Origin of the sequence: Hansschlegelia zhihuaiae, assembly GCF_004103825.1 — a bacterium.
Classification (GTDB): Bacteria; Pseudomonadota; Alphaproteobacteria; order Rhizobiales; family Methylopilaceae; genus Methylopila; species Methylopila zhihuaiae.
The window spans coordinates 42,655-68,490 of sequence record NZ_RYFI01000020.1; the positions used below are offsets into that span (position 1 = coordinate 42,655).

General features: G+C 63.8%; 20 protein-coding genes and 1 tRNA gene. 10 read left to right on the forward strand and 11 right to left on the reverse strand.

All coding sequences use genetic code 11. The annotated features are described in order from the left end of the window. Positions 1-582 precede the first annotated feature (582 nt). Both EK403_RS18115 and mgtA read left to right on the forward strand, forming a co-directional pair. A complete protein-coding gene (locus EK403_RS18115) occupies positions 583-2,271 on the forward strand; it encodes an HAD-IIB family hydrolase (protein ID WP_128778867.1) in 1,689 nt (562 codons plus the stop codon). Between the two features lie 547 nt (positions 2,272-2,818). After that, on the forward strand, positions 2,819-5,383 hold the full coding sequence (mgtA, locus tag EK403_RS18120) for a magnesium-translocating P-type ATPase (RefSeq protein ID WP_128778868.1): 2,565 nt from the start codon (positions 2,819-2,821) through the stop codon (positions 5,381-5,383). A gap of 142 nt (positions 5,384-5,525) precedes the next feature. Here the strand turns inward: mgtA and ftsH are convergent, their stop codons facing one another. From ftsH to EK403_RS18140, 4 genes are all read right to left on the reverse strand, one after another. Then, positions 5,526-7,349: an ATP-dependent zinc metalloprotease FtsH gene (ftsH, locus tag EK403_RS18125; protein WP_428979628.1), complete on the reverse strand. Its 1,824-nt coding sequence runs from the start codon at positions 7,347-7,349 to the stop codon at positions 5,526-5,528. Between the two features lie 284 nt (positions 7,350-7,633). Then, the gene (locus EK403_RS18130) at positions 7,634-8,281 is read right to left on the reverse strand and encodes a BON domain-containing protein (protein WP_128778869.1); all 648 of its coding nucleotides are present in this window, start codon (positions 8,279-8,281) and stop codon (positions 7,634-7,636) included. A 504-nt stretch (positions 8,282-8,785) separates the two neighbouring features. Beyond that, entirely contained in the window at positions 8,786-9,127 is a 342-nt protein-coding gene (locus EK403_RS18135; protein ID WP_128778870.1) for a chaperone modulator CbpM, read from the reverse strand. Further along, complete coding sequence (locus EK403_RS18140; protein WP_128778871.1) at positions 9,124-10,047, reverse strand: DnaJ C-terminal domain-containing protein; 924 nt, start codon at positions 10,045-10,047, stop codon at positions 9,124-9,126. Before EK403_RS18140 ends, EK403_RS18135 begins: the two co-directional genes overlap by 4 nt. 948 nt (positions 10,048-10,995) lie before the next feature. Between EK403_RS18140 and EK403_RS18145 the strand changes: the two genes are divergently transcribed. Continuing rightward, on the forward strand, positions 10,996-12,189 hold the full coding sequence (locus EK403_RS18145) for a hypothetical protein (protein ID WP_245479783.1): 1,194 nt from the start codon (positions 10,996-10,998) through the stop codon (positions 12,187-12,189). Here the strand turns inward: EK403_RS18145 and EK403_RS18150 are convergent. The 3 genes from EK403_RS18150 to EK403_RS18160 form a co-directional block, all read right to left on the reverse strand. Next, on the reverse strand, positions 12,181-13,959 hold the full coding sequence (locus EK403_RS18150) for a phage terminase large subunit family protein (RefSeq protein ID WP_245479784.1): 1,779 nt from the start codon (positions 13,957-13,959) through the stop codon (positions 12,181-12,183). The two genes, EK403_RS18145 and EK403_RS18150, sit on opposite strands and share 9 nt — an antisense overlap. Beyond that, complete coding sequence (locus EK403_RS18155) at positions 13,952-14,437, reverse strand: hypothetical protein (RefSeq protein ID WP_128778872.1); 486 nt, start codon at positions 14,435-14,437, stop codon at positions 13,952-13,954. The genes EK403_RS18150 and EK403_RS18155 overlap by 8 nt, the downstream gene beginning before the upstream one ends. Before the next feature lie 315 nt (positions 14,438-14,752). Then, a complete protein-coding gene (locus EK403_RS18160) occupies positions 14,753-16,657 on the reverse strand; it encodes a phage/plasmid primase, P4 family (RefSeq protein WP_245479789.1) in 1,905 nt (634 codons plus the stop codon). 344 nt (positions 16,658-17,001) lie between these two features. Here EK403_RS18160 and EK403_RS18165 point away from each other — a divergent pair, with 344 nt between their 5' ends. From EK403_RS18165 to EK403_RS18190, 6 genes are read left to right on the forward strand one after another with little or no spacing between them, the layout of a single operon-like run. Continuing rightward, positions 17,002-17,568 carry a MerR family transcriptional regulator gene (locus tag EK403_RS18165; RefSeq protein ID WP_128778874.1) on the forward strand — a complete coding sequence of 189 codons (567 nt, stop codon included), beginning with the start codon at positions 17,002-17,004 and terminating at the stop codon, positions 17,566-17,568. Between the two features lie 42 nt (positions 17,569-17,610). Then, the gene (locus EK403_RS18170; RefSeq protein ID WP_128778898.1) at positions 17,611-18,936 is read left to right on the forward strand and encodes a phage portal protein; all 1,326 of its coding nucleotides are present in this window, start codon (positions 17,611-17,613) and stop codon (positions 18,934-18,936) included. Then, entirely contained in the window at positions 18,929-19,150 is a 222-nt protein-coding gene (locus tag EK403_RS18175) for a hypothetical protein (protein ID WP_128778875.1), read from the forward strand. Before EK403_RS18170 ends, EK403_RS18175 begins: the two co-directional genes overlap by 8 nt. Further along, complete coding sequence (locus EK403_RS18180) at positions 19,150-20,931, forward strand: prohead protease/major capsid protein fusion protein (protein WP_128778876.1); 1,782 nt, start codon at positions 19,150-19,152, stop codon at positions 20,929-20,931. Before EK403_RS18175 ends, EK403_RS18180 begins: the two co-directional genes overlap by 1 nt. Beyond that, complete coding sequence (locus EK403_RS18185) at positions 20,931-21,167, forward strand: phage head-tail joining protein (RefSeq protein WP_128778877.1); 237 nt, start codon at positions 20,931-20,933, stop codon at positions 21,165-21,167. Before EK403_RS18180 ends, EK403_RS18185 begins: the two co-directional genes overlap by 1 nt. Next, positions 21,164-21,481 (forward strand): DUF2190 family protein, encoded by a 318-nt coding sequence (locus EK403_RS18190; RefSeq protein WP_128778878.1) that lies wholly within the window; start codon positions 21,164-21,166, stop codon positions 21,479-21,481. The genes EK403_RS18185 and EK403_RS18190 overlap by 4 nt, the downstream gene beginning before the upstream one ends. A 74-nt stretch (positions 21,482-21,555) precedes the next feature. Here the strand turns inward: EK403_RS18190 and EK403_RS18195 are convergent, their stop codons facing one another. The 4 genes from EK403_RS18195 to EK403_RS18210 form a co-directional block, all read right to left on the reverse strand. Further along, complete coding sequence (locus EK403_RS18195; RefSeq protein ID WP_128778879.1) at positions 21,556-22,338, reverse strand: hypothetical protein; 783 nt, start codon at positions 22,336-22,338, stop codon at positions 21,556-21,558. A 12-nt stretch (positions 22,339-22,350) separates the two neighbouring features. Continuing rightward, entirely contained in the window at positions 22,351-23,559 is a 1,209-nt protein-coding gene (locus tag EK403_RS18200; RefSeq protein ID WP_128778880.1) for a tyrosine-type recombinase/integrase, read from the reverse strand. A 186-nt stretch (positions 23,560-23,745) separates the two neighbouring features. Beyond that, positions 23,746-23,822 (reverse strand) — tRNA-Met (locus EK403_RS18205). A gap of 110 nt (positions 23,823-23,932) precedes the next feature. Beyond that, positions 23,933-24,571 carry a hypothetical protein gene (locus EK403_RS18210; protein ID WP_128778881.1) on the reverse strand — a complete coding sequence of 213 codons (639 nt, stop codon included), beginning with the start codon at positions 24,569-24,571 and terminating at the stop codon, positions 23,933-23,935. Positions 24,572-24,709: 138 nt separating this feature from the next. Here EK403_RS18210 and ispH point away from each other — a divergent pair, with 138 nt between their 5' ends. Beyond that, positions 24,710-25,672, forward strand: a complete 963-nt coding sequence (gene ispH, locus EK403_RS18215; protein ID WP_128778882.1) for a 4-hydroxy-3-methylbut-2-enyl diphosphate reductase — start codon at positions 24,710-24,712, stop codon at positions 25,670-25,672. Positions 25,673-25,836 lie beyond the last annotated feature (164 nt).

Below are 25,836 nucleotides of genomic sequence, written 5' to 3' on the forward strand. Positions count from 1 at the left end.
AAGCGCCGGCTCGCTCGGGCCCTGAACAAGCCCATGTGATTTTAGCTACCGTCTCGGTGATCGTTCAACGCAGCATCGCCCTTGATCATCGCAATGATCCGGACCGAGCGCGGGTGCTGGGCGTGTGATCTCGATCAAGGCGCGTCTCGCGAGCAGTGTCAAATCTCGCCTGGTCGGCGAGTGCGCCGACCCAAGCGGGGGGAGTCGTGATGAGCTTGAGTGCATTCCCGGGGGTCCGCTCCGCGCCGATTGCAGGTGACCTCGATCTCGCAGCAATTCCCATCTTTGCCGACGCATACGGCGACGGATTAATTGGGTTGCGCGTCGATCAGGCCATGGGGCACCGGGGTCACGCGGGCGAGCCGGCGGCGAGCCAAGGACGAACCGATCGTTCTTCCGCTGGCCGTCAGGGACGTGCGGTCCCATGGAGGCCGCAGAGACGCCATATGGCGTGGGGTCAAACCGGCCGCTCGTTGAACTCGTCGTTCTCCGAACTCTCGAGCGGCTCATGACGCTCACCACAGAGTACGCGAGCCGCGGATCTAAAGGCTATCGGCGCGGCGCCTGAGATCGGAGCTCGCCGTGTATTTCTTGGCGTTGGCAGCCGATTACGACGGCACTCTCGCAGACCAAGGCGTCGTGAGCGCAGAGACCCTTGAGGCTCTCCGGGCGTTCAAGCGCTCAGGGCGGCGGCTGCTTCTGGTCACGGGACGAGAACTGGACGACTTGAGGCGATCATTCCCGGATCTGCCGCTGTTCGACCGTGTAATCGCCGAGAATGGCGGCTTGCTTTACGATTCGGAGAGCGGGCGAGAGCGCCTCCTCGGCTCGCCTCCTCCGGCGGAGTTCGTCAGAAAGCTTATGGAGAAGAACGTGGCGCCGATATCGGTCGGCCGCACGATCGTCGCCACGTGGCGTCCGCATGAGACCGCGATCCTCCAGGCTATCCAGGAGCTTCACCTCGATCTGCAGATAACCTTCAACAAGGCCGCCGTCATGGTGTTGCCGCCGGGGGTCAACAAAACCAGCGGCCTCAAAGCCGCGCTCGACGAGCTTGACCTGTCACCGCACAACGTCGTCGCGGTCGGCGACGCGGAGAATGATTACGGCTTCATGGCGGCCTGCGGCTGCTCCGCCGCCGTGGCGAACGCACTCCCAACAGTCGCCGAAAGCGCGGATATCAGGCTGAAGTCGGATCACGGCGCTGGCGTCGTCGAGCTCCTGCGGGAGGTCCAGGCTCGAGACATGGGCGTCGCGCCGCTGTCCCGCCTGGGCGTGGACATCGGACCCGATCGGGACGGCGCGCCGGCTTATCTGCTGCCTACGGACACGGCGCTCGTCGTCGGCCCTTCAGGATGCGGGAAATCCAGCTTCGCCACGCGGTTCACGGAGCTGCTAGTCGATAAGCGGTTCGAGTTCTGCGTCATCGATCCGGAAGGCGACTACGAGAACCTTCGCGACGCGATCAGGCTGGGAGACGGCGCGACGCCTCCCTCCACCGAGCGGGCGATTCATTTCCTCCGGGAATCGGGCCTCAACCTCGTGGTCAACACGATCGCGATGACGCTTGATGAACGGCAGCGTTTACTCGAAACGTTCTTGCGAGCTCTGCTTGAGCTTCGACACGAGACCGGGCGCCCGCACTTCCTGCTGATCGACGAGGCCCATCATTTCCTTCCGCGCAGCGACGCCGAGCACGGCGAGGCCCTGCTGAGCCGCATTCCTGGCGTCGTGCTGATTACCGTGAAACCTGAGCTGGTCGCTCGGGCGGCGCTCGCCGAGATCGACGTGGTGTTGGGCGCCGGCCCCGTGCAGTCGGCGTTCGCCGCAATCGCTGAAGTGAATGGCGTGGCGGCGCCGCGGGGGCCAGTTCCGAACGCAGGAGAGTTTCTTTTCTGGAGGGTGAAAGACTCCGGGCCCGCGCGCATCGTTCCAAACAGAGCGCCAGCCCAGCCGCACAATCGGCATCGCGGCAAATACGCCGCGGGCGACGTCGGACGCCTGAAGGGATTTCGATTTGGCCACTTGGGCGAAGACGCGCCTTGCGCGAAGAACCTGAACGACTTCGTTCGGCTCGCCGCCGCCGTCGAAGACGGTGTTTGGTTGAGGCACCTCCGATCCGGAGACTTCGCCGCATGGTTCTTGAACGTGATCCGGGACGAACAGCTCGCCAGGACGGCGGCGGAGATCGGGTCTCAGACCGGTTTGCCAACGGCCGAAAGCCGAAGGCGCATCATCGAGAGCGTGAAAGAACGCTACGTTCTGTCATAGCGGCCGGGAGCAGCTTCCTGAAGGACGCCGCGGCCGACTACTGGCGCGAAGCTGAGGAGCTGGCAAAGAACATGGGGGGCGTCGGAGGCCGCCAGGTTCAACATGCTGCTCACGGCGCCCTGGCTGGATCACGCCTTCCGGACCGCCGCGCTCCGCCGGGCGGAGTGGGCGAGACGAGCCCCCTGCCAAGGCCACGGCCACGCGTCCCGAGATCTTGGCGAGTTCACGGCTCGTCACCTGATCGAGATGGCGGCCGGTCTAAGAATTTGCGTCATGGCGCTCAGCGCACCCGGCGAGCGGCCAAGATTCGAAGAGCCCCATCCCGTCCACCTCAGGATCGAAGGCTGCGCGGTGTGTCGGATCGATCTGCAAGCGGGGGCGTTCCTTGGCTCTGTGCGTGCGGCAGTGTGCGGTGGCGTCCGACGCTGGATGCGGCGGCGCTCACCGTGAGGGCCGCCCGCGGCCAGATATCGGGCGCCGACGCCGCCGGCCTCGTGCTCGCCGCGCGGGTCTCGATCGTCCTGACAAACCAGTCCGACTCGCCGCGATGAGCGACGACCTGCCACTCGCTGTCCGCGGGGTCGGAAGCGCCGAGCCGCACTCCTTCTGGTCGATCGCGCTTCCGCAAGCCTTCCTGCGCCTCGCGACGTCGCGGTCGGGCCTGTCGAACCGGGAAGCGAGGGCGCGCCTCGAGCGATACGGACCGAACCAGATGCGCCCGGATCGCCGCGAAGGCGTCGTTCGCGGACTGTGGCGTCGACTGACGCAGCCGCTGGTCGCGCTCCTGCTGATCGCCGCCGTGCTTGCCGGGAGCGTCGGGGACTTCGTCAGCAGCAGCATCATCGCTGTCGTCATCTTGCTCTCGATCGCGCTTGAGATCTGGCAGAACCGGAGAGCCGAGGCCGCCGCGGACAAACTGAAGCGCTCGGTCGCAATGCGCGCCGCCGTCATGCGCGACGGGGTCGTGGCCGAAGTTCCGGTCGCGCAACTGGTTCCGGGCGACGTCGTCGAACTGCGGCCGGGCGACATCGTGCCGGCCGACGGATGGGTGGTCGAAAGCCGGTCAATGAGGGTCGACGAGGCCGCGCTGACGGGCGAACCCTACCCGGTGGAGAAGCGTGTCGGTCCGAGCGGCGCCGCCACGCCCGCCGAGGCCTATGACGTCATGTTCGCCGGCGCGAGTTTGGTCAGCGGGTCGGGCGTCATGCTGACCGCCGTCACGGGCGCGGACACCGCTCTTGGCCGCGTCGCCGCCGCGCTCGAGACCGAGCCACCGGCGAGCGCATTCCAGCGCGGTCTCACAGATCTCGGTCGGCTGATCGTCAAACTGACGATCTTTCTGTCACTTTTCGTAATTGCTGCTCAGATTGCGTTCGACCGCCCCCTGATGGAGGCCTTCCTGTTCGCGCTGGCGCTCGCCGTCGGCGTGACGCCCGAACTCCTGCCGATGGTCACCACCGTGACGCTCTCGCGCGGCGCCGTCCGGATGGCCGAGCGACGCGTCATCTGCAAGACGTTGTCCGCGATCCACGATCTCGGAGCGATGGACGTGCTTTGCACGGACAAGACCGGGACGCTGACCGCGGCGCGGATCGGACTGACCTCCGCGCTCGACATCGACGGCCAGCCAAGCGCGCAGGTGCTCGCGCTCGCCGCGGCGAGCGCTCGTCTCGGCGGGGACAACAGCCCTCTCGACAAGGCGCTGTCCGCGGCGGGCCCATCCGGCGAGGATTGGCGGGCGCTCGCCGCGGCGCCGTTCGATTTTCAAAGGCGGCGATCTTCGGTTTTCGCGGAGAGAGCAGGCGCACGACTGATCATCGTGAAGGGAGCGCCGGAAGCCGTGCTCGCGGTCTGCAGCACGGTCAGGCGGGCGGGCGCGTGGCGCGAGCTTGACGACGACGCGCGCATGCGTGTCGCGGACGTCGTCGATCAGGCGGCGTCGCAGGGCTTGCGCTGCCTGGCGGTGGCGACGCGCGCGCCGGCGGAGTCGGACGCCCCGACGCTCTCTCCAGCCGACGAGCGCGAGCTCGCGCTCGAGGGTCTCTGCTTCTTCGCTGATCCCGTGAAGCCGACGAGCCGTGACGCGATCGCGCGGCTGGCCGGGATGGGGGTGCGCGTCAAGATCCTGTCCGGCGACGCCCAGGCGGTCGTGGCCCATGTCGCCCGCGAGGTCGGACTGCACGCGTCGACCGTGCTGACCGGAGATCAGGTGGCGGCTCTCGGGGATGAAGCCCTCGCCGAGAGGGCGGCCAGCGTCGATCTGTTCGCGCGCCTTGATCCCGACCAGAAGGTGCGCGTCGTCCGGGCGCTTTCACAAGCCGGACATACAGTTGGCTTCCTTGGCGACGGCATCAACGACGCGCCGGCGATCAGGGCGGCGGACGCTGGCCTCTCGGTCGACGGCGCGACCGACGTCGCTCGCGCGGCCGCCGACCTTATCCTGCTCGAAGCCGATCTCGGCGTGCTCGCCGAAGGCGTCGCCGAGGGCAGGCGGACCCATGCGAACATCCTGAAATACATCCGGATGGCGACGTCATCGAACTTCGGGAACATGATTTCGATGGCGGTCGCGTCGATCGCGTTGCCGTTCCTACCGCTCACGCCAGTGCAGGTCCTGCTGAACAACCTGCTCTACGACGTCAGCGAAGCCGGTATCCCTTATGACGCGGTCGACCCTGACGAGGCGCGCGCGCCGCATGGATGGGACATCGCGCACATCTACCATTTCACGCTGATCATGGGACTTCTGTCCTCGGCCTTCGACCTGGCGTCGTTCGCGATCCTCCGACTGGCGTTCGGGGCGCCGGAGGCGGCTTTCCAGACAGCCTGGTTCATCGAGTCGATGATCACGCAGATCCTGGTGGTCTTCGTCATCAGGACAGGCGGCCCCTGCTGGGCGACCCGACCTCACCCTCTCCTCATCGCGTCGTCGCTCGGCGCGCTCGGCTGCGCGATCGCCCTCGCGCTGGCGCCGCTCGGATCGCTGTTCGGTTTTGCAAATCCCGGCGCGCCGGCGCTTGCCGCCATGCTGGCCATCAGCTGCGGCTATCTGATCGCGGCCGAACTCGCCAAACGGATGATTATGCGCGGGCCTGCGACGTCGCGGACCTGATCCTGATGCGCCCATTCATCGCGGCGCTCCGCCGCCTCACGCGGGTGCGCGCTACCGGCTCACCGCCGAGATCGCCAAGCCTATTGCGCATCTCGCCACGACTGAGATCGAAACGCATCTGAGCGAAGCGCGGCGGAGCCGCTCACGCGGCTTCGCGCGCGCGCCGATCCTGAGCGGCGATCGGCGGGAAGTCGGCCGCCGTCAACGTCTCCCTCTCCAGCAGCAACTGCGCCCCGCGCTCGAGTTCGGCGGACCGCGCCGCGAGGATCGACTTGGCGCGCTCGAAAGCCTCAGCGACGACAGCTTTGACGGCGAGATCCACCTCGCGCTGGGTCGCCTCCGACGCGTTCGGCCGGTCGACGCCAAGCTGGCCAAGAAACGGATTGGCGGGCGGAAGATAGACTCGCTGGCCGAGCTCCTCGCTCATGCCGAAGCGGGTGATCATGTCGAGCGCGACCTCGGTGGCGCGCTGGAGATCGTCGGCGGCGCCGGTCGAAACGTCGCCGTCGAACGTTAGCGCCTCCGCCGCCCTACCGCCCATGAGCACGGCGATCCGGCCGCGGAGTTCGCTCGCCGTGACGAGAAATCGATCTTCCGTCGGCCGCTGCATGGTGTAGCCGAGCGCGCCGACGCCGCGCGGGACGATCGACACCTTCAGCACGGGATCGACGCCAGGGACGTTCGCCGCGACCAGCGCATGTCCCATCTCGTGGAACGCGACGCGCCTGCGCTCCGCCGGACCGAGCACCCGGCTGCGCCGCTCGATCCCGGCCACGATCCGCTCCAGAGCGGCGGACATGTCGGCCATCGTGACGTCCGAGCCGCCCCGCCGCGTCGCTGCGATCGCCGCCTCATTGACCAGGTTGGCGAGATCCGCGCCCGTGAAGCCTGTGGTCATCGCGGCGACCTCGGCGAGATCGAGGGACGCCGACAGCGCGACCTTTCGCGCATGCACCTCCAAGATCTCTTTGCGGCCCTTCCGATCAGGCCGATCGACCAGAACCTGACGATCGAAGCGGCCCGGGCGAAGTAGGGCCGGATCCAGAACCTCGGGCCGGTTGGTGGCCGCGAGCAGGATGACCCCGACGGTCGGATCGAAGCCGTCCAGCTCCGCGAGGAGTTGGTTGACGGTTTGTTCGCGCTCGTCATGTCCGCCGGGCAAATTGGCGCCGGCCCGGCTCTTTCCAAGCGAGTCCAGCTCGTCGATGAAGATGATCGCGGGCGCCGCCTGACGCGCGCGATCGAACAGATCGCGCACCCGCGCCGCGCCGACGCCGACAAACATCTCGATGAATTCGGCGCCCGAAATCGAGAAGAAGGAGACGCCGGCCTCGCCGGCGACCGCCCGCGCCAACAGCGTCTTGCCGGTCCCGGGAGGGCCAACGAGAAGGACGCCTTTCGGGGCATGCGCGCCGAGACGGCCGAAGCTCGCCGGATCCTTCAGAAACGCGACCGTCTCCTGCAACTCCGCCTTGGCTTCGTCGATGCCCGCGACGTCCTTGAACGTCACCTTGACGTCGGTCTCGGCGTAAATCTTCGCGCTTGATCGTCCGACGGTCATCAGGCCCCCAAGTCCGCCCGAGCCGGGCGAGGCCAACCGCCAGAGCAAATAGAACGCCAGGAGCGGCACGAGCCAGCCGAGCAGCGCCGACCACCAGGCGCCGCTCGCTGATCCGACGACCTTCACGTCGTTCTGGGACAGACGGTCGGCGAGCGGCTGGTCGACCTTGAGCGTCGAGAACCGCCTTGCGCCGTCCGGCAGCGGTGTCTTCAGCGTCCCGGAGATGACGTCCTCGCCGATGGCGACGTCGGCGACGTTGCGGTCCTCCACCTGCTTCAGGAAGTCGCTGTATGTCAGAACCTCGATCTTGTCGCTCGTGAGGAAGAACAAGGACGCAAGCGCGGCCAGCACGCCGGCGCTGAGCAGCGCATGCAGTTTCCAGCTCGGTGTTTGTGACTTGGCCACCGGTCCTCTCCGGCGACTAGACAAGCCCAGAAGGATCCCGCGTCGCGAGAACGCCTTAGCCTTCTGGGAGTCGTCGCCATGCGAACAGCCTAATGACAGCATCATCGTTCGACGCTCGCGATGATCCGGATCAAGCGCAGCGTACGAAGCCTCTGATCTACTTGGCTAAGCTAATCAATGTCGAACGCACGGCCCTGCTGATCATGTTCAGATGAAAGCCTCGGAAAGAGGCCCCGCCTAACGTATCGTGACGGCAGACGGAGCCGACCAGTCTTTCTCGTTTCTCAGACCGCGATGCTGATTTTGTCGTCGACCGACTTCACTCCGGCCGCGGACCATGCCGCTCGCTCGGCGAGGTTGCGCTCGTACCAAGTGTGAACTTTGCCCTCCAGGCTGACTTTTCCGCCGGCGACGGAAACCCGGATCGCGTTGACGTCGAGCTCGGCGTTACGCTTGAGGGCCTGTTCGATCTTCTGCTTCACGTCGATCGCTTTCGCGGCGTCGGCGAGGTCGATCAGATTGGAGACGCCGACCACGCCGGTCAGCTTGCGCACGGCCGACTCCGCCGCCTGACGCTGATATTGCCAGTCGACTTTTCCAGTTAGCGTCACCCAACCCTTCTCGACCTTGACCTTGACCGATTCCGGAACCTGAGCGTGCCAGGAGATGATCTGCACGGCGCGCTTGGCGATCTCGTCGTCCGCGGTCTTCTTGTCGTTCGGGTAGCGGACCTCGATCTCCTGCGCGATCGCACTGACCCCCTTCACGCGCTTGACGGCCTGCTCCGCCGCCACCTTCTCGGCATAGCTGCCGACGTGACCACTCAGTGTGACGACGCCGTTCTCGACGGCGACGCCTATGTGCTCCGCGTCAATGCTCGGCTCGAACTCAAGCTCCTCAACGACGAGGCTCCTCAGATACTTATCAGTCATTATCGCCTCCTTCTCAGGGCGCTGCGTCGAACGCGCCTGTCCGAGAAGCAATGAGGCCTTCTGGCTGATATGCTTTGATCTGCGTCAGCCATGAGGGTCGCAGGCGACGGCATTCTGATCTGAGTTCGCATGCTGGGGAGCACGGGGTGGCGTTTCGTCGGGCCTTGAAGTCGCTCATGGCCGCTTGGGCGATCGTCCTGGCGGCGGATCAAGCGAGAGCGGATGCCCTTGCGATGGGCGAGGCCCCGCCCGTTGGAAGGGACGCCGTCGATCGCGATTGCCGTCGCCAGTGCGCGAATTGGCTGATGCCGCAATGCCGGCCGGAGACGATGCGGCGCGGCGAAACCCCTTTCGAATGCATCAGCCGTCTCGGCCCGGCGTTCGACGACTGCATAAAGCGGTGCAGAGGCGATTGACCCGGCGGAGACGCAGCCCGCCGATCTGCGGGGTTCGCTCGTCTGGAGAGAGCGCCGGGCTCGGTGCAGGGCGCATGCTCTCGCTAGCTCACGACCGCCCTGAGGCGATCCGCGCGAGATGGTCGGCGAGAGCCCTTCGCACCTCAGCCGGCGCCACTCTCTGAAGGGCGTCGTCCAGCTCGCGCATGCGCCGCCGCGCGTCGAACAGCTGGTCGAGCAGCGAAAGCACCACAGGCAGGGCGTCCTCCCCGATCTCCATGTCGTCGCGAAGCTCCAGGATGAGCTGGATGCGGGCGACGTCGATCTCGTGAAAGGCCAAAGACCCGGCGGCCGTCACATGCGGCCTCACCCAGGAGTGGGCCATCCAGCGCTCGACGTCGGCCTGCCGGAGGGCGGGAAAGCGCGTGACCAGGTCGTCGATGCCGATCATGACCGCGCCTCCATGGTCTCCCGCGGATTCGTCCCGTGCTCGGGCGTCCAGTCGCGCAGGAAGGCTTCGAGCTCGGGATCGGGCTTGCCGATCCTGACCCGCAGGACGGCGTAAAGATCGCCCGCCGGCCGACCCTGACGCGCCGGGATGCCGCGGCCGCGCAACCTGAGCTCGGTCCCGCTGTCCGAGCCCGCCGGAACGCGGACCCGCACCCTGCCGCCAGGCGTCGGAGCCTCGACCGGACCGCCCAGAACGGCTTCCTTGAGCGTGACGGGCAGCTCAAGACGGATGTCGTCCCCTTCTCTCGTAAAATAGGGGTGCGGCTCCACCGTCAACTGCACCAATGCGTCGCCGGACGGCCCGCCGTTCCAGCCTGGGCCGCCCTCCCCCTTGAGACGCAGGGTCTGGCCGTCCTCCATCCCAGCCGGAATCTTCAGGTCGAGCGTTTTGCCGTCGGGCAATGTCAGGCGGCGCGTCGCGCCGTTGACGGCGTCGAGGAACGCGACCGAAAGACTGTAGAACTCGTCCCGCCCGCGCAGCTTGATCTCGCCGTCCGCGGAACGGCCGCCGCCGAACATCGAGCCGAAAAGATCGCCGAGGTCGTCCGCGGCCCAACCCTCGGCCGAGGGGCCGCGGCTGTAACGGCGTCCGGCGCTCCCCTCGGCGTGGTCGCGATAGGACCGCCAGGCGCGGCTCGGTTCTCCGGATGCGTCGATCTCGCCGCGATCGAACTGAGCCTTCTTCTCCGGATCGGACAACAAGGCGTGCGCAGCCGAGATCGCTTTGAAGCGCTCCTCAGCCTGGGCGTCCCCCGGATTGAGGTCCGGATGGTGCTGCTTTGCGAGTTTGCGATAGGCCGCGCGTATGTCGTCCGCGCTGGCGTCCTTGGCGAGGCCGAGCGTCGCATAGGGATCATCCAAGAATCCGCACTCCAGCTTTGTCTGATCTTAAGGGGCGCGCCGCAGAGCGAAACACGAGCCGAAACGCGCGGCCAGACGAAATTGGAATCGGACGCCGGCCCGTCCTTCGCAGGCCGGGCCCGCGTCTTCTGTCTCAGAGAAGCGGCTCGAGAGGCCTAGGTGTATGTGTGGACGGCGCCCGCGGGTCCAGAGGTTTGGGGGGATGATGACCTGATCGGCAGCAGTCATGTGTCCGGCCAGATCAGAAACTCTGATGACCTCCGCCCGTCCAGCCTCCGGCGAAGGACGATTGCGCCCTCCTGGTCGACACCGTGGACCTCGAACACGTGTTTGGCGAGGTCGAGACCGATCGACGAGGCCACTGCCTAAGCCGTTCTTCCCGCCGAGATGGCGGGATTAGCAGCTAGTGAGGCAGTTCCGCGCCTTCAACCAGGTCTCTCGTGCGCCCGGCGGGCAGGCGTCTTGACGATCCCTCGCGGCGGCAAGGATTTCGCTTTGGGAGCGGACCTACGAATGAGGGATTGGCGTTCGGTCCCCGAAAACCGGCCCAGCCATGGCTGCGGCAAACATCTGAAAAAGCAGGATTGCTCAATCATTAGGATGCGAGGTGGTAGCGGAGGAGGGACTTACAGTATAAATCTAAGCGATTGAGTTCATTTCAGAAATAAATTCCCGTCACGCCAAAGATACCGTTGTTTGTACCGACCGGTGAAGCACGCTAGCAGCTAAGCTATGAGGGTGTGGACAAGTCGGATATGCACTGAGTCGTGTGGCCAAAAAATGAGGCAGCGTCGGTAAAGTAGCTTTCACCATTTAAACCACGTCGGAACGAGTGGCTTCAGACGCAAATTATCTCAGTAATGCCGCTGCCGCCAATCCTTGAATCAAGCCCCTTGAGTTGCGCGCGCGCGCGAGGTTCAACTGACGAAGTAGCGGGAGATTCAGCATATGGCGCGCGCTCCGAAGAAGGCCGGGGAAGCCCCCGCCCAGAAGCCGATTGAAGAAACGATCAAAGAAGCGAATGCCAAGGTGGAGAGCGAGGTTGCGCGTCGAAAAAGGGTCGTGCGGAACTTCCCGGCAGCACCTTTTGAGGAACCTTTAGGGTTTGCCCGAGAAATATTCGACTTCGGCAGCGGCAGCCCGGTTCGTCGGCTGAGCCTATTCGACCACATTGGGCGAACGCCAGAAAGCGGCGGCAGTCGCCAGCTAATTACTAATTCAAACAAATATGGTTTGACTAAAGGCGGCTATCAATCGGAGATGATTGAGCTAACGGATGATGGCGCAAGGGCTGTTGATCCTGAAATACCACCAAGAGATCAAGCACGAGCGCGCATAAAACTTGCTGTCGAAGACATAGAGATATTTGCTAAGCTACATGAGAGATTCGTCGGAAAAGCGCTTCCAGCTAAAGCTGCTTTAGTTGACGCGGCGAAGGAGTTCGGTGCCAGCGATGACGCAGCTCAGGAAGCCATAGATACTTTTATCTTGAACTTAAGATTTGTAGGTCTGCTTGTGTCCTTATCAGGCGCAGAGCGCATTGTTTCGAAAGAGCATGCTCTCGACCAACTTCCATCATCAGGCTTGGTAGAGAGGCCGTCCGCGCGACCCAATCAGGCGAGCGCCTCTGTCGTAACCGCCGAGCATGCAAAGTTTGAATCCACGTGCTTCTATATTACGCCAATTGGCAGTCCTGATAGCGAGGAGCGAAAGCATTCGGATTTGTTTTTGGGCTCTTTTGTAGAGCCCGCTCTCGAAAATTTTGGACTTACAGTGGTAAGGGCTGACGGGATAGATAAGCCTGGTGTTATCACTAAGCAAGTTATCGAATATATAGTTAGGTCTAGACTCGTCATAGTTGATCTTTCTTTTCATAATCCCAATGTATTTTACGAACTCGCAATCCGCCACATGATGAAGTTGCCAATTGTACAGATTATCAGGAAGCGAGATTCTATACCATTTGATATAAACCAAATGAGAACAATCATTATCGATAATACGGACATATATTCGCTGCTTCCAAAGCAAGCGTCATATCAATCTGAAATATCGTCTCAGGTGCGACGTGCATTAGAAAATGCGGATAACGTCGAAACGCCCATCTCGACTTATTTTCCAAGTTTGAAAGTTTCATTTTAGTATGTTTATCCAGCTTGACCTAGCCACATTTGACCTTCTATCTGTAAACCTGCCTTTCGCAGAAACTTCCTGCTCTCTTCGTTCCAATGACACGTTGACCAAGCTCCGGGCGGCGAACGCATAGACAAGGCAGTCCAGCGCCTCCGCGCGCCGTCCCGGTAGCCGTTCAAACGCCCGGTAAGGCTGTCCACGAACGTAGCGCACCACGCGCCGCTCGGACGCCAGTTGCTCGAACCATGTGAGGCTGAGCGACGCCCCGAAGCGGATCGACGTGCCCGCCTGAAGTCGGTTGACGATCTGGCTCTTGACCGCATCCACGCCCACAAGGATCAGCCGCAGCGCCTTCGCCTTGGACATCTCCGCCATCGGCCGCGCGAAGCCAGCCACGCCCTTGCCAGCGAACACGCGGCGCATCGTGCGCGGCCGGGCGAAGCTATAGACCGCATCGGCGTGGCCGCCCGACCCCGAGTCCACGATTGCGGCGTCAACTCGGAGCGTTCCGCCGTTCGGGTGCGGCCACATTCGGCGGAGCATGTCGTCAACCTCCGCCCAGGTATCGGACTCAAGAGGCGATCCCCACACGACATCATGCGCGAGCACGAGCGCCGCGCCGTCCTTCGTCCAGCCCACGGTGCTGATCTCGACTCGATCGTCCTGCACGTCGCACCCGGCAGTGACGACAAGCGTCTCGGGAGGGATGGCGTCGAGGCCGAACGGCTCGCGGCGGTTTGCGAGGGCGCCTTCGTCCAACTCTTCCCCATCGTCGCGCCACGCCTCCCCGAGCACAGTGTTGACGAAGGACTGGAGCGTCTGCGGGCTCTTCTTCGCCTCCAGAAACTCCGCCGCGAGCCGCCCCCATGCGGCGTTCGGCAGAAGGCTCACAAGCGCGGAGACCCGATAGCCGTGATGGTCGCGGACGTGCGGCGCGGTCGCGCGCCAGCGGCCCGAACGGATGAACGCGGCCTTGGCCGCATCTTCGACGACGCCTCCGCACGAGGGGCATGCCCAGAAGGCGCGCTCGGGCTCGCCATCGGGCCAACGGATATCGGCCCAGCGCAGTTCATGGCGCGCGCCGCAAGACGGGCATTCGGGCTCATAGACGCGCCGGTCGGATCGCTCATAGGCCCGCAGGATGCGGCTCGTGCTCTCGTGGACGGGCGTGGAGCCCATGACGATCTTCCGGTTGCCGAAGGTCGCCGTGCGGCGCTCCGCGAGCGCCACGGGGTCGCCTTCGCCGCGCACGTCCACTTCAAAGCCGTCCACTTCGTCGAGCAGCAGGACGCGCGCGGTGTGGCCGCGAAGGTTGCGGGGAGCGCGGGCGGAGACGAGCTTCAGCGATCCGCCCCGGAAGCGGCGGCTGAAGAGCGTGTCGCGGTCGCTTTCCGCCGACGACAGCGCGGCCCGCAGCGATGGGCTCTCAGCGAAGGTTGGCTCGATGTTGCCCACGATGAGGTCGCGACAGTCGGACTCCGCCGGGAGCACTACCAGGATCGGTGCGGGGTCATTAGCGACGAAGTGCCCGAGCATGGACACGGCAAGCTGCGTGTAGCCGACGCGAGCGCTCTTTAAGATGGACACGCGCTCCACTGCGGGGTCGCCCATGCTGCGGGCGATCTCGATTTGATGCGGCCACAGACGCATCCGCCCCGGATGCGCCGCGAGGCTCGACGGGAGATGCACGTTGGCCTCGACCCATGTGGAGAGGTCGAGCAGTGGCGGCGGCCTCAGCGCGGCCATGGCGTCGCGGCGAACGGCGGCGAGGTCAGCCATCGGACAGCGCCTCCAGCGCAGCGCGGATTTCGGAGTCGACCCTAGCGACGGCGGCGCGGTCCAATTCGGGAAGACGGCTCGGGATCGCCAGCATGGCGGCGCGCACGTCCGTCAGGATCGACGCCCACTCCGCCGTCACGTCGGACGCCCGGAGGAGGTCGCCTTGCGCAAGCGAGTTCGCAGTCTCCAGCTTCACGGCCTGCGCTTCGGCCGTGCGGGTTTTTGCGGCCGTCCATTCCGCATCCGACCGGCCGCGCCGCCGCTGCCCGAGATATCCGACGATGCTGCGACGGGTTGCGAATGTGTCCCGGCCTATTTTCTCAACGGCACCCGACTTGGCGAGAACGTCGAGGTAGCGTGTCGATACGCCGAGCAGTTCCGCGAGGTCAGCAGCCCGCATGCGGCCAGGCAAATCAGGGTGCCCATCGCCGCCGATGAGATCGCGTCTGTCTAATTCGCGTTGACGCGCCGAGATCATCGCAGGAATCCGATTTTGTTTTTGAGTTTGGAGAGCGACACGTCGGGGTCTGGGAGCCCCGCAACCCGGCACCCCCGAAGAGGGACCCATGCATGTCGGTTGTTATGCGGAGTTACAGCCCTACGCCTCAGCCTCCCAACCCGCGAGAAGCTCAAGCCCAAGAGAATCTTGGACTGGAGAGGCTGAAAGGGTAAAATCCTTAGATGTGTGTACGCGCGCGCGTGCGGGGGCAAATATACCTTCAGCCTCTCCAGCCTCTCCACATTTAGAGAATCAACGGGTTGAGCCTCTCCGCCCAGCCTCTCGCCGCCCCTCCTAATCATCGAAGCCATCCCGCGCCCGCACGCCGCGCCACCCCGCTCCGCGATTTCGTCCCAGCAATTCGGCCTTAGAAAACCCGGCCTCTTTCAGCTTGATGGGAAATGTGCGCGTCCGGCTGTACCGCTCTTTGACGCCATTCTCCGCGCACCAGTCGTTCCACGACTCCCAAAGCCGCTGAGATGTCTCAACGTTCTCCGCGTCGAGGTCGCATCGTTCCGCAAGCCATCGACCGATATCGTTCTCGGCTTCGAAGTAGTCGTTGGTCGCCGCCTGCACGGCCTTGGGCTTGGCGAGTCCCTCGCGCTGCCAAACAAGGCAGCCTTGCAGCGCCCATGAAAGTATTCCCGCGCGCTCGCGCTTAAGCTTGGTCGTAAGGTCGGGATCAGGACGCGCGGGCTTTACGTTGAATTCAATTATATTGAAGCGGCGCCGGATTGCGTCGTTCACGCTGCTGAGCGCGGGGCGATGATTTCCCATCACTGTTAGCTTGAACTGCGGCGTGTATTCGAAGAAGTCCTTGTGCAGAAAGCGGGCCGCCACAACGTCGCCGCCCGTTATTTGTGTGATCCGCTGGGAATTCCATGTGCTGCCTTCGGTCGTCTCCGAAGTTACGACAAGGCGGGCACCGACGAGGCGCGCAAGCTCGGTTGGGTGCTCTGTGAACGCTCTGCGCTCGAACGTCGAGACCGGCGCCGTTGTGGCATAGTCGCCGAGCACGGCCTGAAGTGTGTTGAGGAAAGTTCCTTTACCGCGTCCCCCGTCGCCGTACAGGAAAAAGAGGGCGTGTTCCTTCGTGTCGCCTGTCAGGCAGTAGCCTGCGACCTTCTGCAAATAGGTGATGACCTCGGGATCGCTGTTCGTCGCCTCGCGGATGAACCGAATCCACTGCGGGCAGTCCGTAGCCGGGTCGAACCGTTCGAGAGGAACGGGCGCAACGACTGAACATTTCGAGATCATATCTTCGCGGCGGGCCGGTCGCAGCAGCCCCGTCCGCAGTTCGACAACACCTCCCGGTGTTCCGAAAAGGTAGGGGTCGCGATCCCATTCGTCTGATGTGATCGCGAGGGCAGGATTAGCTTGGGCCAACGCCTCGACGCCCGACGCGGCTGTTTTTCGAAGCAGCGCTTTCGCCTTCGGATTACCTTTTGCAAGTTCGGCGGCAAGCGAAGCGGCGTAATGGAACGCGCAGCGGGTCTTGTCGCGCCGCCAACGGGCACCGTTCCAGACGAACCATGATTTCGCGTCGTGGTCGAAGCGCAATTCGTCGGCGAAGCATTCGGCGAAAGTCTGCGCGACCGAAGATTCGGAAAGGTCGTCGAGCTTCGGTGCGCGCTCCCACGCGCGACCGACTCCTCGTTCGCCGCTCTCCTGCGCCCACTCCGCCAGATCGGAGTTGCGCCCCAACTCTTTCTCGAAGTCGCGGAACGCGCCGCCTTCCGCCCTTACTCTGATCGCCAGGCGGAACGCACGGCCGCTGCGGCTTTCATCTCGCGACTTTGACGCTTTGCGCCCGAGGAACGCGGGACCGGCCTCCTCGATCAACCATCGCAAGTCTTCGAGTGGGACCGTGCGTAGCTCGACCGGAAACGGTTGATCCATCTGACGCCCGGTTACGGCGAAGTATCGGCCGCCGAGATGGAGAGCGATTTCGTCGTGGGAGCCGCGCGAAAAGCTCTTCGACCAATCGGTCTTTGTGAGTTTGCGGAGGGGCGCCAGATCGGCGGGGTTATAGAAAAAGAAGAGCTTCACGCCTCGCCGGCTTGGCGACACTTCGCTGTAGGTGTCGAAGCGTGCGACGATCTCGCGAGCCTCGCGCGAGAAGCGCCTGGTCTCAATGTCGAGGCATGAGTCGAGGTCGATCCCCCCGAGGGCGCGACCATCGGCGAGTTCGCCGAGCACCAAGCCGACGCCATCGTATTCCCTAGCTGCGCGCTGCGCGCATTCGAGACTAGCCCACGTTTCCGGATCATTTGAAGATGCTTCACGTCCACTTCTGGCGGCATACGGGACCTTAGTGCGCCCGTTACCTCGTAATACATCTTTCCATACTAGCCATCTGTTGTCGTCGATTATTTGACTGAGACCGTGAATGGCCTTATCAGTATCGACTATCACTGCTAGTGTCCTCGTCTTGGTACTGCTCGTGGCCCCGGCCGATCTTGCGACGGTCAGCCGGGGCTCTTTCATATTGCATTATCCTACGTGATATGTAGGATGTAGCAAATGGGGAATGGAGAAAGCGAATGAGCAGCTACACTGTCGGCGAAACGGCAGCCCTTCTGGCGGCGCAGACCGGCCAGCCTGCCGATATGATCGCCCGGCAGCTTCGGTCATGGATTCAGCAGGGACTGGTTATGCCTGCCGAGCGCGAGGCTCGAGGGACAACCGGCCAGATTGCAGCGGCGCTGTTCGATCAGCGCGCCGTTGCAGCCCTTCGCATCATGATGGCGCTGTCGGCCATGTCGCGTGGCGCCCTAGTCGGTTCTTGGCAGGCTATGCATTCGGCCGCCGACGCTCGACTCGAGCTTCCCGCAATCGATTCAACGTTTCCGCCGCGCGGGATCGACGCTGTAATCAGAAGTATCCGTGAAAATGACGGATGCCACTGGTCATTCGTAACAATTCAGAAACTGAACGCCAAGACTGGAGAGCGATTTCATTTAGGCGGCTTCATTCGTGATGATCAGAAAGACTATCCGGAGTCCGATCCGCGCTCGAATTCAGCCATGTGGCGCGAGGAGGGGCTAGTCCACGAAGGAAAGCACATCATTGACGCGTCTGCGCTGCTCGCGCCGATCCTCGCGGACTGACTCCCAATGCTCGATGCTGCTCGCTCAGCCATTGGCCGCCTGATGCGCCGCTCGGCGAAGCCCGAGTGCGCGCGCCGCTTCGACGGTGCAGCGGGCGGTCGGCGGTTGGGCGGCGTTGGGACGTTCGGCCCGATCAACCCGGAGGTCGGCGCGGCGGCATCCATGGTCCGCAGCCGCGCTCGCTATCTGACGCGGAACAATCACTGGATCAGCAACGCGGTCGCGAACTGGACAACTGCGCTCGTCGGCTCGGGCATCCGCCCCACGAGCGAGAGCGTGGAGTCCGTCAACGCCTTCGACGGTTGGGCGCTCGACGCTGACATGGACGGCCGCACGGACCTTTGGGGTCTTCAGGCCACCATAGCCCGCGCACTCGTCGAGGACGGTGAGTCATTCGTCATTCTCCGGGCCGACGAAGACGGCCTCCGCGCACTCGTGATCCCGGCCGAACAGGTTGACGAGTCGATGACCCGCGACCTCGACGGCGGGAGTTATATCGTTCAAGGCGTCGAGTTCGACGTTTCCGGCCGCCGCGTCGCCTATCACGTGCTACCGCACCGTCCGACGCAGGCATTCGCGAGCTATGCGCCGCCTGTGCGCATGGACGCCGCCGACGTGCTGCACGTCATGGCGCCGATCGCGCCGGGGCAGGTGCGCGGCGTGTCGTGGCTCGCGCCCATCATCCTGCCCGCCAATGAACTGGATCAGCTTTCCGACGCCCTTCTCGTGGGCGTGAAGATCGCTGCCATGCATGCGGGCTTTCTGATCGATCTCAACGGGACGGGGGAGCCCTTCGAAGGCGATCTGTCCGACGTCTCCATGGAGCCGGGCATCATGCGCCGCGTTCCGGGAGGCTTCGACGTCAAGTTCTCGACGCCGCAGCAGGCGCAGCAGACCGCCGAGTTCCTGAAGCACAATCTTAGGGGCCTGGCGGCTGGTCTCGGCCTGCCGAGCCACATGCTCGACGGCGATCTGAGCGGGGCGAACTATTCAAGCCTTCGCGCCGGGCTTCTGCCGTTCCGCGCCCGCGTCGAGCAAGTGCAGTACGGCGTGCTCGTGCCGCAGCTTCTCCGTCCCGTCTGGCGACGCGTCCAACTGCTCGCGGGCGATCCCGAGGCGACCGCCGAATGGATCATGCCGAAGCCGCTTCAGGTCGATCCGCAAAAGGACGTGGAAGCGGACGTCGCTGAGATCGAGGCCGGTCTCACAAGTCGCCGCCAGAAGGTCGCGGCTCGTGGTTGGAGCGTCGAGGAATTGGATGCCGAGATCGCCGCCGACCGCAAGCGCGAGGCTTCGCTCGGGCTGGGCTTTGGCGTGAGTCCTCAGCCGCAGTTCAAGCCTGACAATGAGGAAAATCCCGATGCCTGACGCGAACCTTTTGGCAGCGATGACGCTGGTGCAAAAAATGCAAGTCATCACGGACTTACATCAGCACGGCGTGAAGCTGACGCGCGCGCAGATGCGTCGATACCTCGGTTGTTACGCGGAGGACGCGTTTGACCGCATCGAAGACCTTACTTCGCACATCACATTTACAGGCCCAGACGGCGAACCGATCGCGACAGCGATGCCGAGGCATTGATGTCCGACGTCCTCACTCGCCGCGTGGGAGCGATCGGCCCGAGCAGCTTCGACGAAGCCGCTATGACGGTGGAAGCAGTCGTAAGCACCTATGCGGACGTCGCCCGTCGCGACAGTCGCGGCCCCTACGTCGAACGGCTCGACGCAGCCGGGCTTGATACGCGTCGCATCGTCGGCGCGCCGCTGCTCGACGGGCATCGGCAGGGCGGAAGCCGTGACGTCATCGGCGTCGTTCAGAGCCTTCGCCACGAGCCGGGCCGACTCGTTGCCGTGCTTCGGCTGAGCGCCGCTCAGGACGTCGCGCCCGCCGTCGCCAAAATCCGCGAGGGCATCCTTCGCGGCGTCTCTGTCGGCTACCGGGTCGCCCGCTGGGCCGAGTCCATCATCAACGGCGAGCGCGTCCGTACGGCGGCGGCGTGGTCGATCTTCGAAGTCTCCGCCGTGCCGATCGGGGCTGATCCCGACGCCAGCTTCAGGAGTGAGCCCATGAGCGAGAACGACGAACTGCCGACCGTAGAGGCGCCCTCGATCGAGATGCCCGAAGCGCAGCAGGCGCAGATTCGCAGCTTGGCGGAGGTCGCGGGACTGACGCGCGGCTGGGCGGAAGATCGGATCGACGAGGGGCTTTCGGTTGAGGACGCCCGCAAGCGTGTTCAGGACGAACTTCGCCGCCGCTCGGCGGCCACTCCTCACATCCGCACGGCTTCGCCTCAGAACGATGGCGTCGCCCGGTTCCGCGCGATGGAAGACGCGCTCGCGACCCGCAGCGGCGTCGTGATCGAGGATGCTCGTGCAGATGCGGCGCGCCCCTACATGGGCTTCAGTCTCCGCGACTTTGCGCGAGCTTCGCTTGAGGCGCGCGGCGTCTCGACAGCTGGCATGGACCCGGACGCGCTGTTCCGGGCCGCGCTTCACACGACGAGCGACTTTCCGCAGCTTCTGACGGGCGCCGGGCGACGGACGCTGCTCGCTAGCTTTACGGCCGCCGCATCCCCGCTGAAGAGCCTCGCACGGCAGGGTTCTCGGGTGGACTTCCGAACGGGCTCCACGCTTCGCCTTGGCGAGATCGGGGCTCTGCAGAAGGTCAGTGAGGCGGGCGAAATCAAATCGGTTTCCCGATCCGAAGCCGTCGAGGCTTACGCGCTCGACACCTATGGCGCGCTATTCACGATCAGCCGCAAGGCGCTCATCAATGACGACCTCGGGGCGTTCAACGATTGGGCGTCGGCGGCAGGACAGGCTGCGGCGCAGACAGAGGCCGCGCTTCTGTGGTCGCTGCTCAGTCAGTCGAACGGCGCCGGGCCGACGATGGGCGATGGCAAGCGCCTCTTCCACTCGGACCACGGCAACACGCTGACAGGCGCGCCCCTGAGCGTCGAGGCTCTGTCTGACGCGCGCCTCGCCATGCGTCAGCAGACCGGACTCGACGGCAAGACGCGCATCACGGTCACGCCGAAGTATCTCGTGGTCGGTCCCGAGCTTGAGACGGAAGCCGAGAAGGTGCTCGCCTCGATCTACGCGGCGACCACTTCGGACGCGAACCCGTTCAGTCAGAAGCTCACGCTGCTCGTGGAGCCACGAATCATCGACGATTCATGGTTTGTGTTCGCGGACCCCGCGTCCGCGCCCGCGCTCGAATACAGCTACCTCAGCAGCGCGCCAGGGCCGCAGATGAGCGAGCGCGAGGGCTGGGAAGTCCTGTCCCGCGAATTCCGAGTTGTGCTCGACTTCGGCGCGGGAGCGCTTGATTGGCGCGGCGCCGTCCGCAATCCGGGCGCCTGATGAGCGCCCGCGACGCACAGTGGCTCGCAAAGCTGCGGGCCAAACGGGACGCGCTCATTGAGGCGCGTCTCGAAGGCGTCCGCGAGCTTCAGGACCAGAGCGGCGAGCGCATCGTCTATCGCAGCGACAACGAGATGCGCGCCGCGATTTCCGACGTGAACCGTCTCATTCAGGACGCGGAGCGGGCGAGCCCGTCCACTATCCGCTTCCGCACCTCGAAAGGATTGGATCGATGAGGAACTACGTTCAGAAAGGCGAGAACGTCACCATCCCGAGCCCGGCCGACGTCAAAAGTGGCGACGTCATCATCGTCGGGGGGCTGTCGGGCGTTGCCGCAGGCGATGCCGCGCCGGGCTCGGACCTCGACATCGTAACGGTGGGCGTGTTCGATCTACCCAAGGTCGCGGCTGAAGGCTTTGAGATCGGCGATCCCGTCTATTTCGACGAAGCCTCCAAGCTCGTCACCACGGACGACGCCAACGCTCGCATCGGCGTCGCTGTGACGGTCGCCGCGAACCCAAGCGGCGGCGTCCACGTCCGGCTTGGCTGAGGATAGACGGAGAGGTTTGAGCCGACGCCTTTCTGTCTAAAGGCCCTCTCGTCACCAATAGGCGGGAGGGCCTTTCAGCCCCACGCACCTTCAGGAGTTCCCATATTGGCGATCAACTCCGTCCAGTCGATCGGAACGATATGGGAGAAATCAAAGTCGGTCTCGATGAGTTTTTTTGTTAGGCCGGGGTGACGGTAAGAGATCATTTTCCACGCATTGGCGTGCTTAACTCTTACCTGCTCTTGTAAACTCTGATCGTTTGAATATCGGAAAACTCTACTGAGATAGGTAAGCTCATAAACAAGCCAGCCCTCGATTCCAGGCCCTGTCACGTGCTCGGCATGAATTGGATAGTCTTCATAATTAAAGCTTATTGAATTTAATGTCTGCATTATGTGCATATAGTACGAATTATCATCGAACTTCGTCAGATTGAATACATCGGAATGCTCTGAAAGAGCCGCGTCCAAGAATACGCCTGTTGATTTTATGGTTTTTTCTATCTCATAACATCTGATGAGAGCCTCACCGTAATATGCATCAAGATTTTTCATCTCAAAATGCTCGAACTCTCCAACGGTTATGTAAGCCCTGAAGTGGATGTCGCTAGTAATAATTCTGTAAAACAGATCTTGAGCAAATTCAGCCAGCCACATGACTGCCGAATTGATGTTATCTAACCAAAATTCAGAGCCATAAACAATTATAGTATCGGAAAATACTATACATCTAAAGTCTCGATCGGTATGTACATTCAGTTCGTCGATATTTTTATAAAGTCCTTTTATGTCTTTACCGGACACAACCATGTCCTTAAAGCCAAGTATGTCTATATAGAGAAAAACTCTATCTGACATGATTTTCTTCTTTCAAGGATAGCTTCTGGCGATCTTATTCGACTTCATTGATTTCAACTGGTTGGCCCACCAGTCCATCAGCTTCACGCGTTCGTCCCAATATTTCGACCGATTGTAGATCGATCGAATGCGATCCGCTGGCACATGCGCGAGCTGTGCCTCGATAACGTCAGGGCTCCATTTGCCCGACTCGTTCGCGATCGTGCTGAACGTCGAGCGAAAGCCGTGGGCGCTCATCTCCTCGCCTGTGTAGCCCATGCGCCTAAGCGCGCTGTTCATGGCGTTTTCCGACAGCGGGCGTAGCACCGACCTGATCGAGGGAAAGATCAGTCGCTCGTCTCCCGAAAAGCGTTTGATGCCGTTCAGCACGACGGCAGCGGCAGGGCTGAGCGGGACGTCATGCGCGCGCCGCATCTTCATTCGTTCAGCCGGGATGCGCCATACTCCCGACTCAAGGTCGATCTCCGCCCACGTTGCAAAGCGCACTTCCCCGGGTCGCGCTGCCGTGAGCGCAAGAAATTTCATGGCCGCTGCGAGCGTCGGCCAACCATCATAGTCGTCGAGCGCGCGCATAAGGCCGCCCAGCTTTTTTGGGTCGGTGAGCGCGGCGCGATTTACCACCTGAACCGGAAGCAACGCGTTCCGAAGGGCGCTTGTCGGGTCGCCAGTTGCTCGCAAGGTCGCGACTGCGTGACGAAAGACAGCGCCGATCGCCCCGCGCGTTTTATGGGCCGTTTCTCGACGGCCGGATGCCTCAATCTTTTGGAGCAGCTTGAGCACGTCGGCTGCGGTGACCTGCGCAATCGGCTGATCCGCAAGCGATGCGCTCAATGTCTTCAGATACCAGTGCGATTTTTCAATGGTGGCCTCTGACCGTCCCGAGGCGCGCATGCGCACAAGATATTCGTCAGCGAGGGCGCCGAACGTATTCTGCGTTTCTGCCTCTGCACGATGCTTTGCAGCCTTTCGGTCCGCCGAGGGGTCGGTCCCGTGCGCTAAGAGCTTTCGGGCCTCAGCCCTGCGCTCGCGAGCATCGGCAAGCGTGATCTCCGGGTACTTCCCAAGGCTGATCGTTTTGCGCGTACCGTCAAACCGATAATCCAGCCGCCACAGCTTCGAACCGGCTGGATTTACGAGCAGATAGAGCCCCTGCTCGTCGCTCAGTTTCATAGGTTTTTCAGCGGCTTTCGCTTTTCGAACTGCCAGATCGGAAAGGGGCATTTGCGGCCGCTCCAAAGGGTCGTGACGGTACGATCCTGGCGGCTGACGGTAGGCGAGTCCATTTCGTACCGTCAAATTGGCGGTATTTGTTGATATCCGCTGATACGCGATGATACGGAAAAAGCCGTCAAACTCCTCATTTCTGAGGAATTCTGATGCATCCTGATATGGCCTGATATGGAAATTTGGTAGCGGAGGAGGGACTCGAACCCCCGACACGCGGATTATGATTCCGCTGCTCTAACCAGCTGAGCTACTCCGCCACGGCGCGAGAGCCCGGTCGGGAGGTCGCGGCGCGGGCGGATATAAGGAGGGCCGCCGAGCGGTGTCAAGCAAGCCGCCGGCCCCTGAAAGCGTTCGGTCCGCCGGACGTTCAGCCGCGCCGCCGGGCGCTCTTCGGCTCGGCCGTCGGCTGCGGGTCGTAGCCCACGAGGATGCGCCAGCCGCGGAAGCGGTTCGTCGGCGTCGGCACCACGATCTGATCGTCGATCTTGGTGAAGTCGGCCTTGGTGTCGCCCGACGGCACGCTCACCGCGATCAGGTGGACCTGCGAATAGACCGGCTTGTTCTGCTCGTCCACGACCGCGATCCGGAGCGGCACGCTGAACGTGCCGGGCGCGCCCTTCGGCCCGAGAATGACGCGGCCCACGACCCCGACGCGGATGCCGGCCTCGACGCCGAGATTGGAGCACTCGCGCGCGGTCTCGGCGATGCTGGCCTGCCAGCGCACCGAGAACGGGTCCGTCGCCTCGCCGTCGAACACACGGTGGGAGGCCGCGCCTTCGAGGATCTCGATCGGAGGACAGTCGCGCTTGATCGCCTGGTCGACCGGCGGCGTGAGCGGCGGGGGGTTGGCGTTTCCGAGCAGCAGCTTGGTGCCCAGCCCGGGATTGGCGGTCGGGCGGTTCGGGTCGTCGGGATTGACCGTGCCGCAGGCGGCGAGCGCGATGCAGAGCGCGGAGCCGAGGCCGATCCAGCCTGCTCTCGCCATGAAGGATACGCGACGCGTCATCGGGAGACCTCGGACTGTCGCCGCGCCGGCCCGCGGCGGCGAGCCTTATAGCAAGCCGCCTCGCGGCTTGGGAAGGCGCAGGGCCTCGGCTTGACACCCCGGGCCCGGCCGTCCCATCTCGCCGCCGAGGCCCGATCCATGTCCGCCCCCAAACCGCCCCTCACGATCCTGCTCTGCGCGCCGCGCGGCTTCTGCGCCGGGGTGGTGCGGGCGATCGACGTGGTGGAGGCGGCGCTGAAGCGCTTCGGCGCGCCGGTCTATGTGCGCCACGAGATCGTGCACAACCGCTACGTGGTCGACGCGCTCCGCGCCAAGGGCGCGATCTTCGTCGAGGAGCTCGACGAGGCGCCGGACGGCGACCGGCCGGTGATCTTCTCCGCCCATGGCGTCGCCAAGTCGGTGCCGGAGGCGGCGCGGGCGAGAGGCCTGTTCGCGATCGACGCCACCTGCCCGCTGGTCACCAAGGTGCACCGCGAGGCCGATATCCACCATCGGCGCGGGCGGACCGTCATCCTGGTCGGCCATCGCGGCCATCCGGAGGTGGTCGGCACGATGGGACAGCTGCCGGAGGGCGCCGTCCTGCTGGTCGAGACCGAGGCCGACGTCGCGCGGATCGAACCGCGGGCCGGCGCCGAACTCGCCTATGTGACGCAGACGACGCTTTCGGTCGACGACACGGCCTCGGTGGTCGCGGCGCTGAAGAAGCGCTTCCCGGCGATCCACGGGCCGCACAAGGAGGACATCTGCTACGCCACCACCAACCGGCAGGAAGCGGTGAAGCGCATCGCCTCCGCCTGCGACGCGCTGGTCGTGGTGGGGGCTGAGAATTCCTCGAATTCCCAGCGATTGCGCGAGGTCGCCGAGCGCTCCGGCTGCCCGACCGCGCAACTCGTGGCGCGCGCCGCCGACATCGACTGGCGGCTGTTCTCGAGGATCTCTACGCTCGGGATCACCGCCGGCGCCTCCGCCCCCGAGGTGCTGGTCGAGGAGGTCATCGACGCTTTCGCCGAGCGCTACGAGGTGACGGTCGAGACGGTGTCGACGGCCGACGAGCATGTGTTTTTCCCGCTGCCGAGAGAGCTGCGCTCGCCGGCGGCGTGAGGGGCATAGAACGTCATCCCGGACGGATGGCGGGCCGAGCCGGGACCGCCGGCAAAATGCGGACGTCCGCCCCATTCGGAGGACGATCCCGGCTCTCGCTTCGCCCGGCCGGGATGACGCCGCTTCCCGCCGCCCATTGCGGCCGGCGGGCCAAGTCCGTAAAC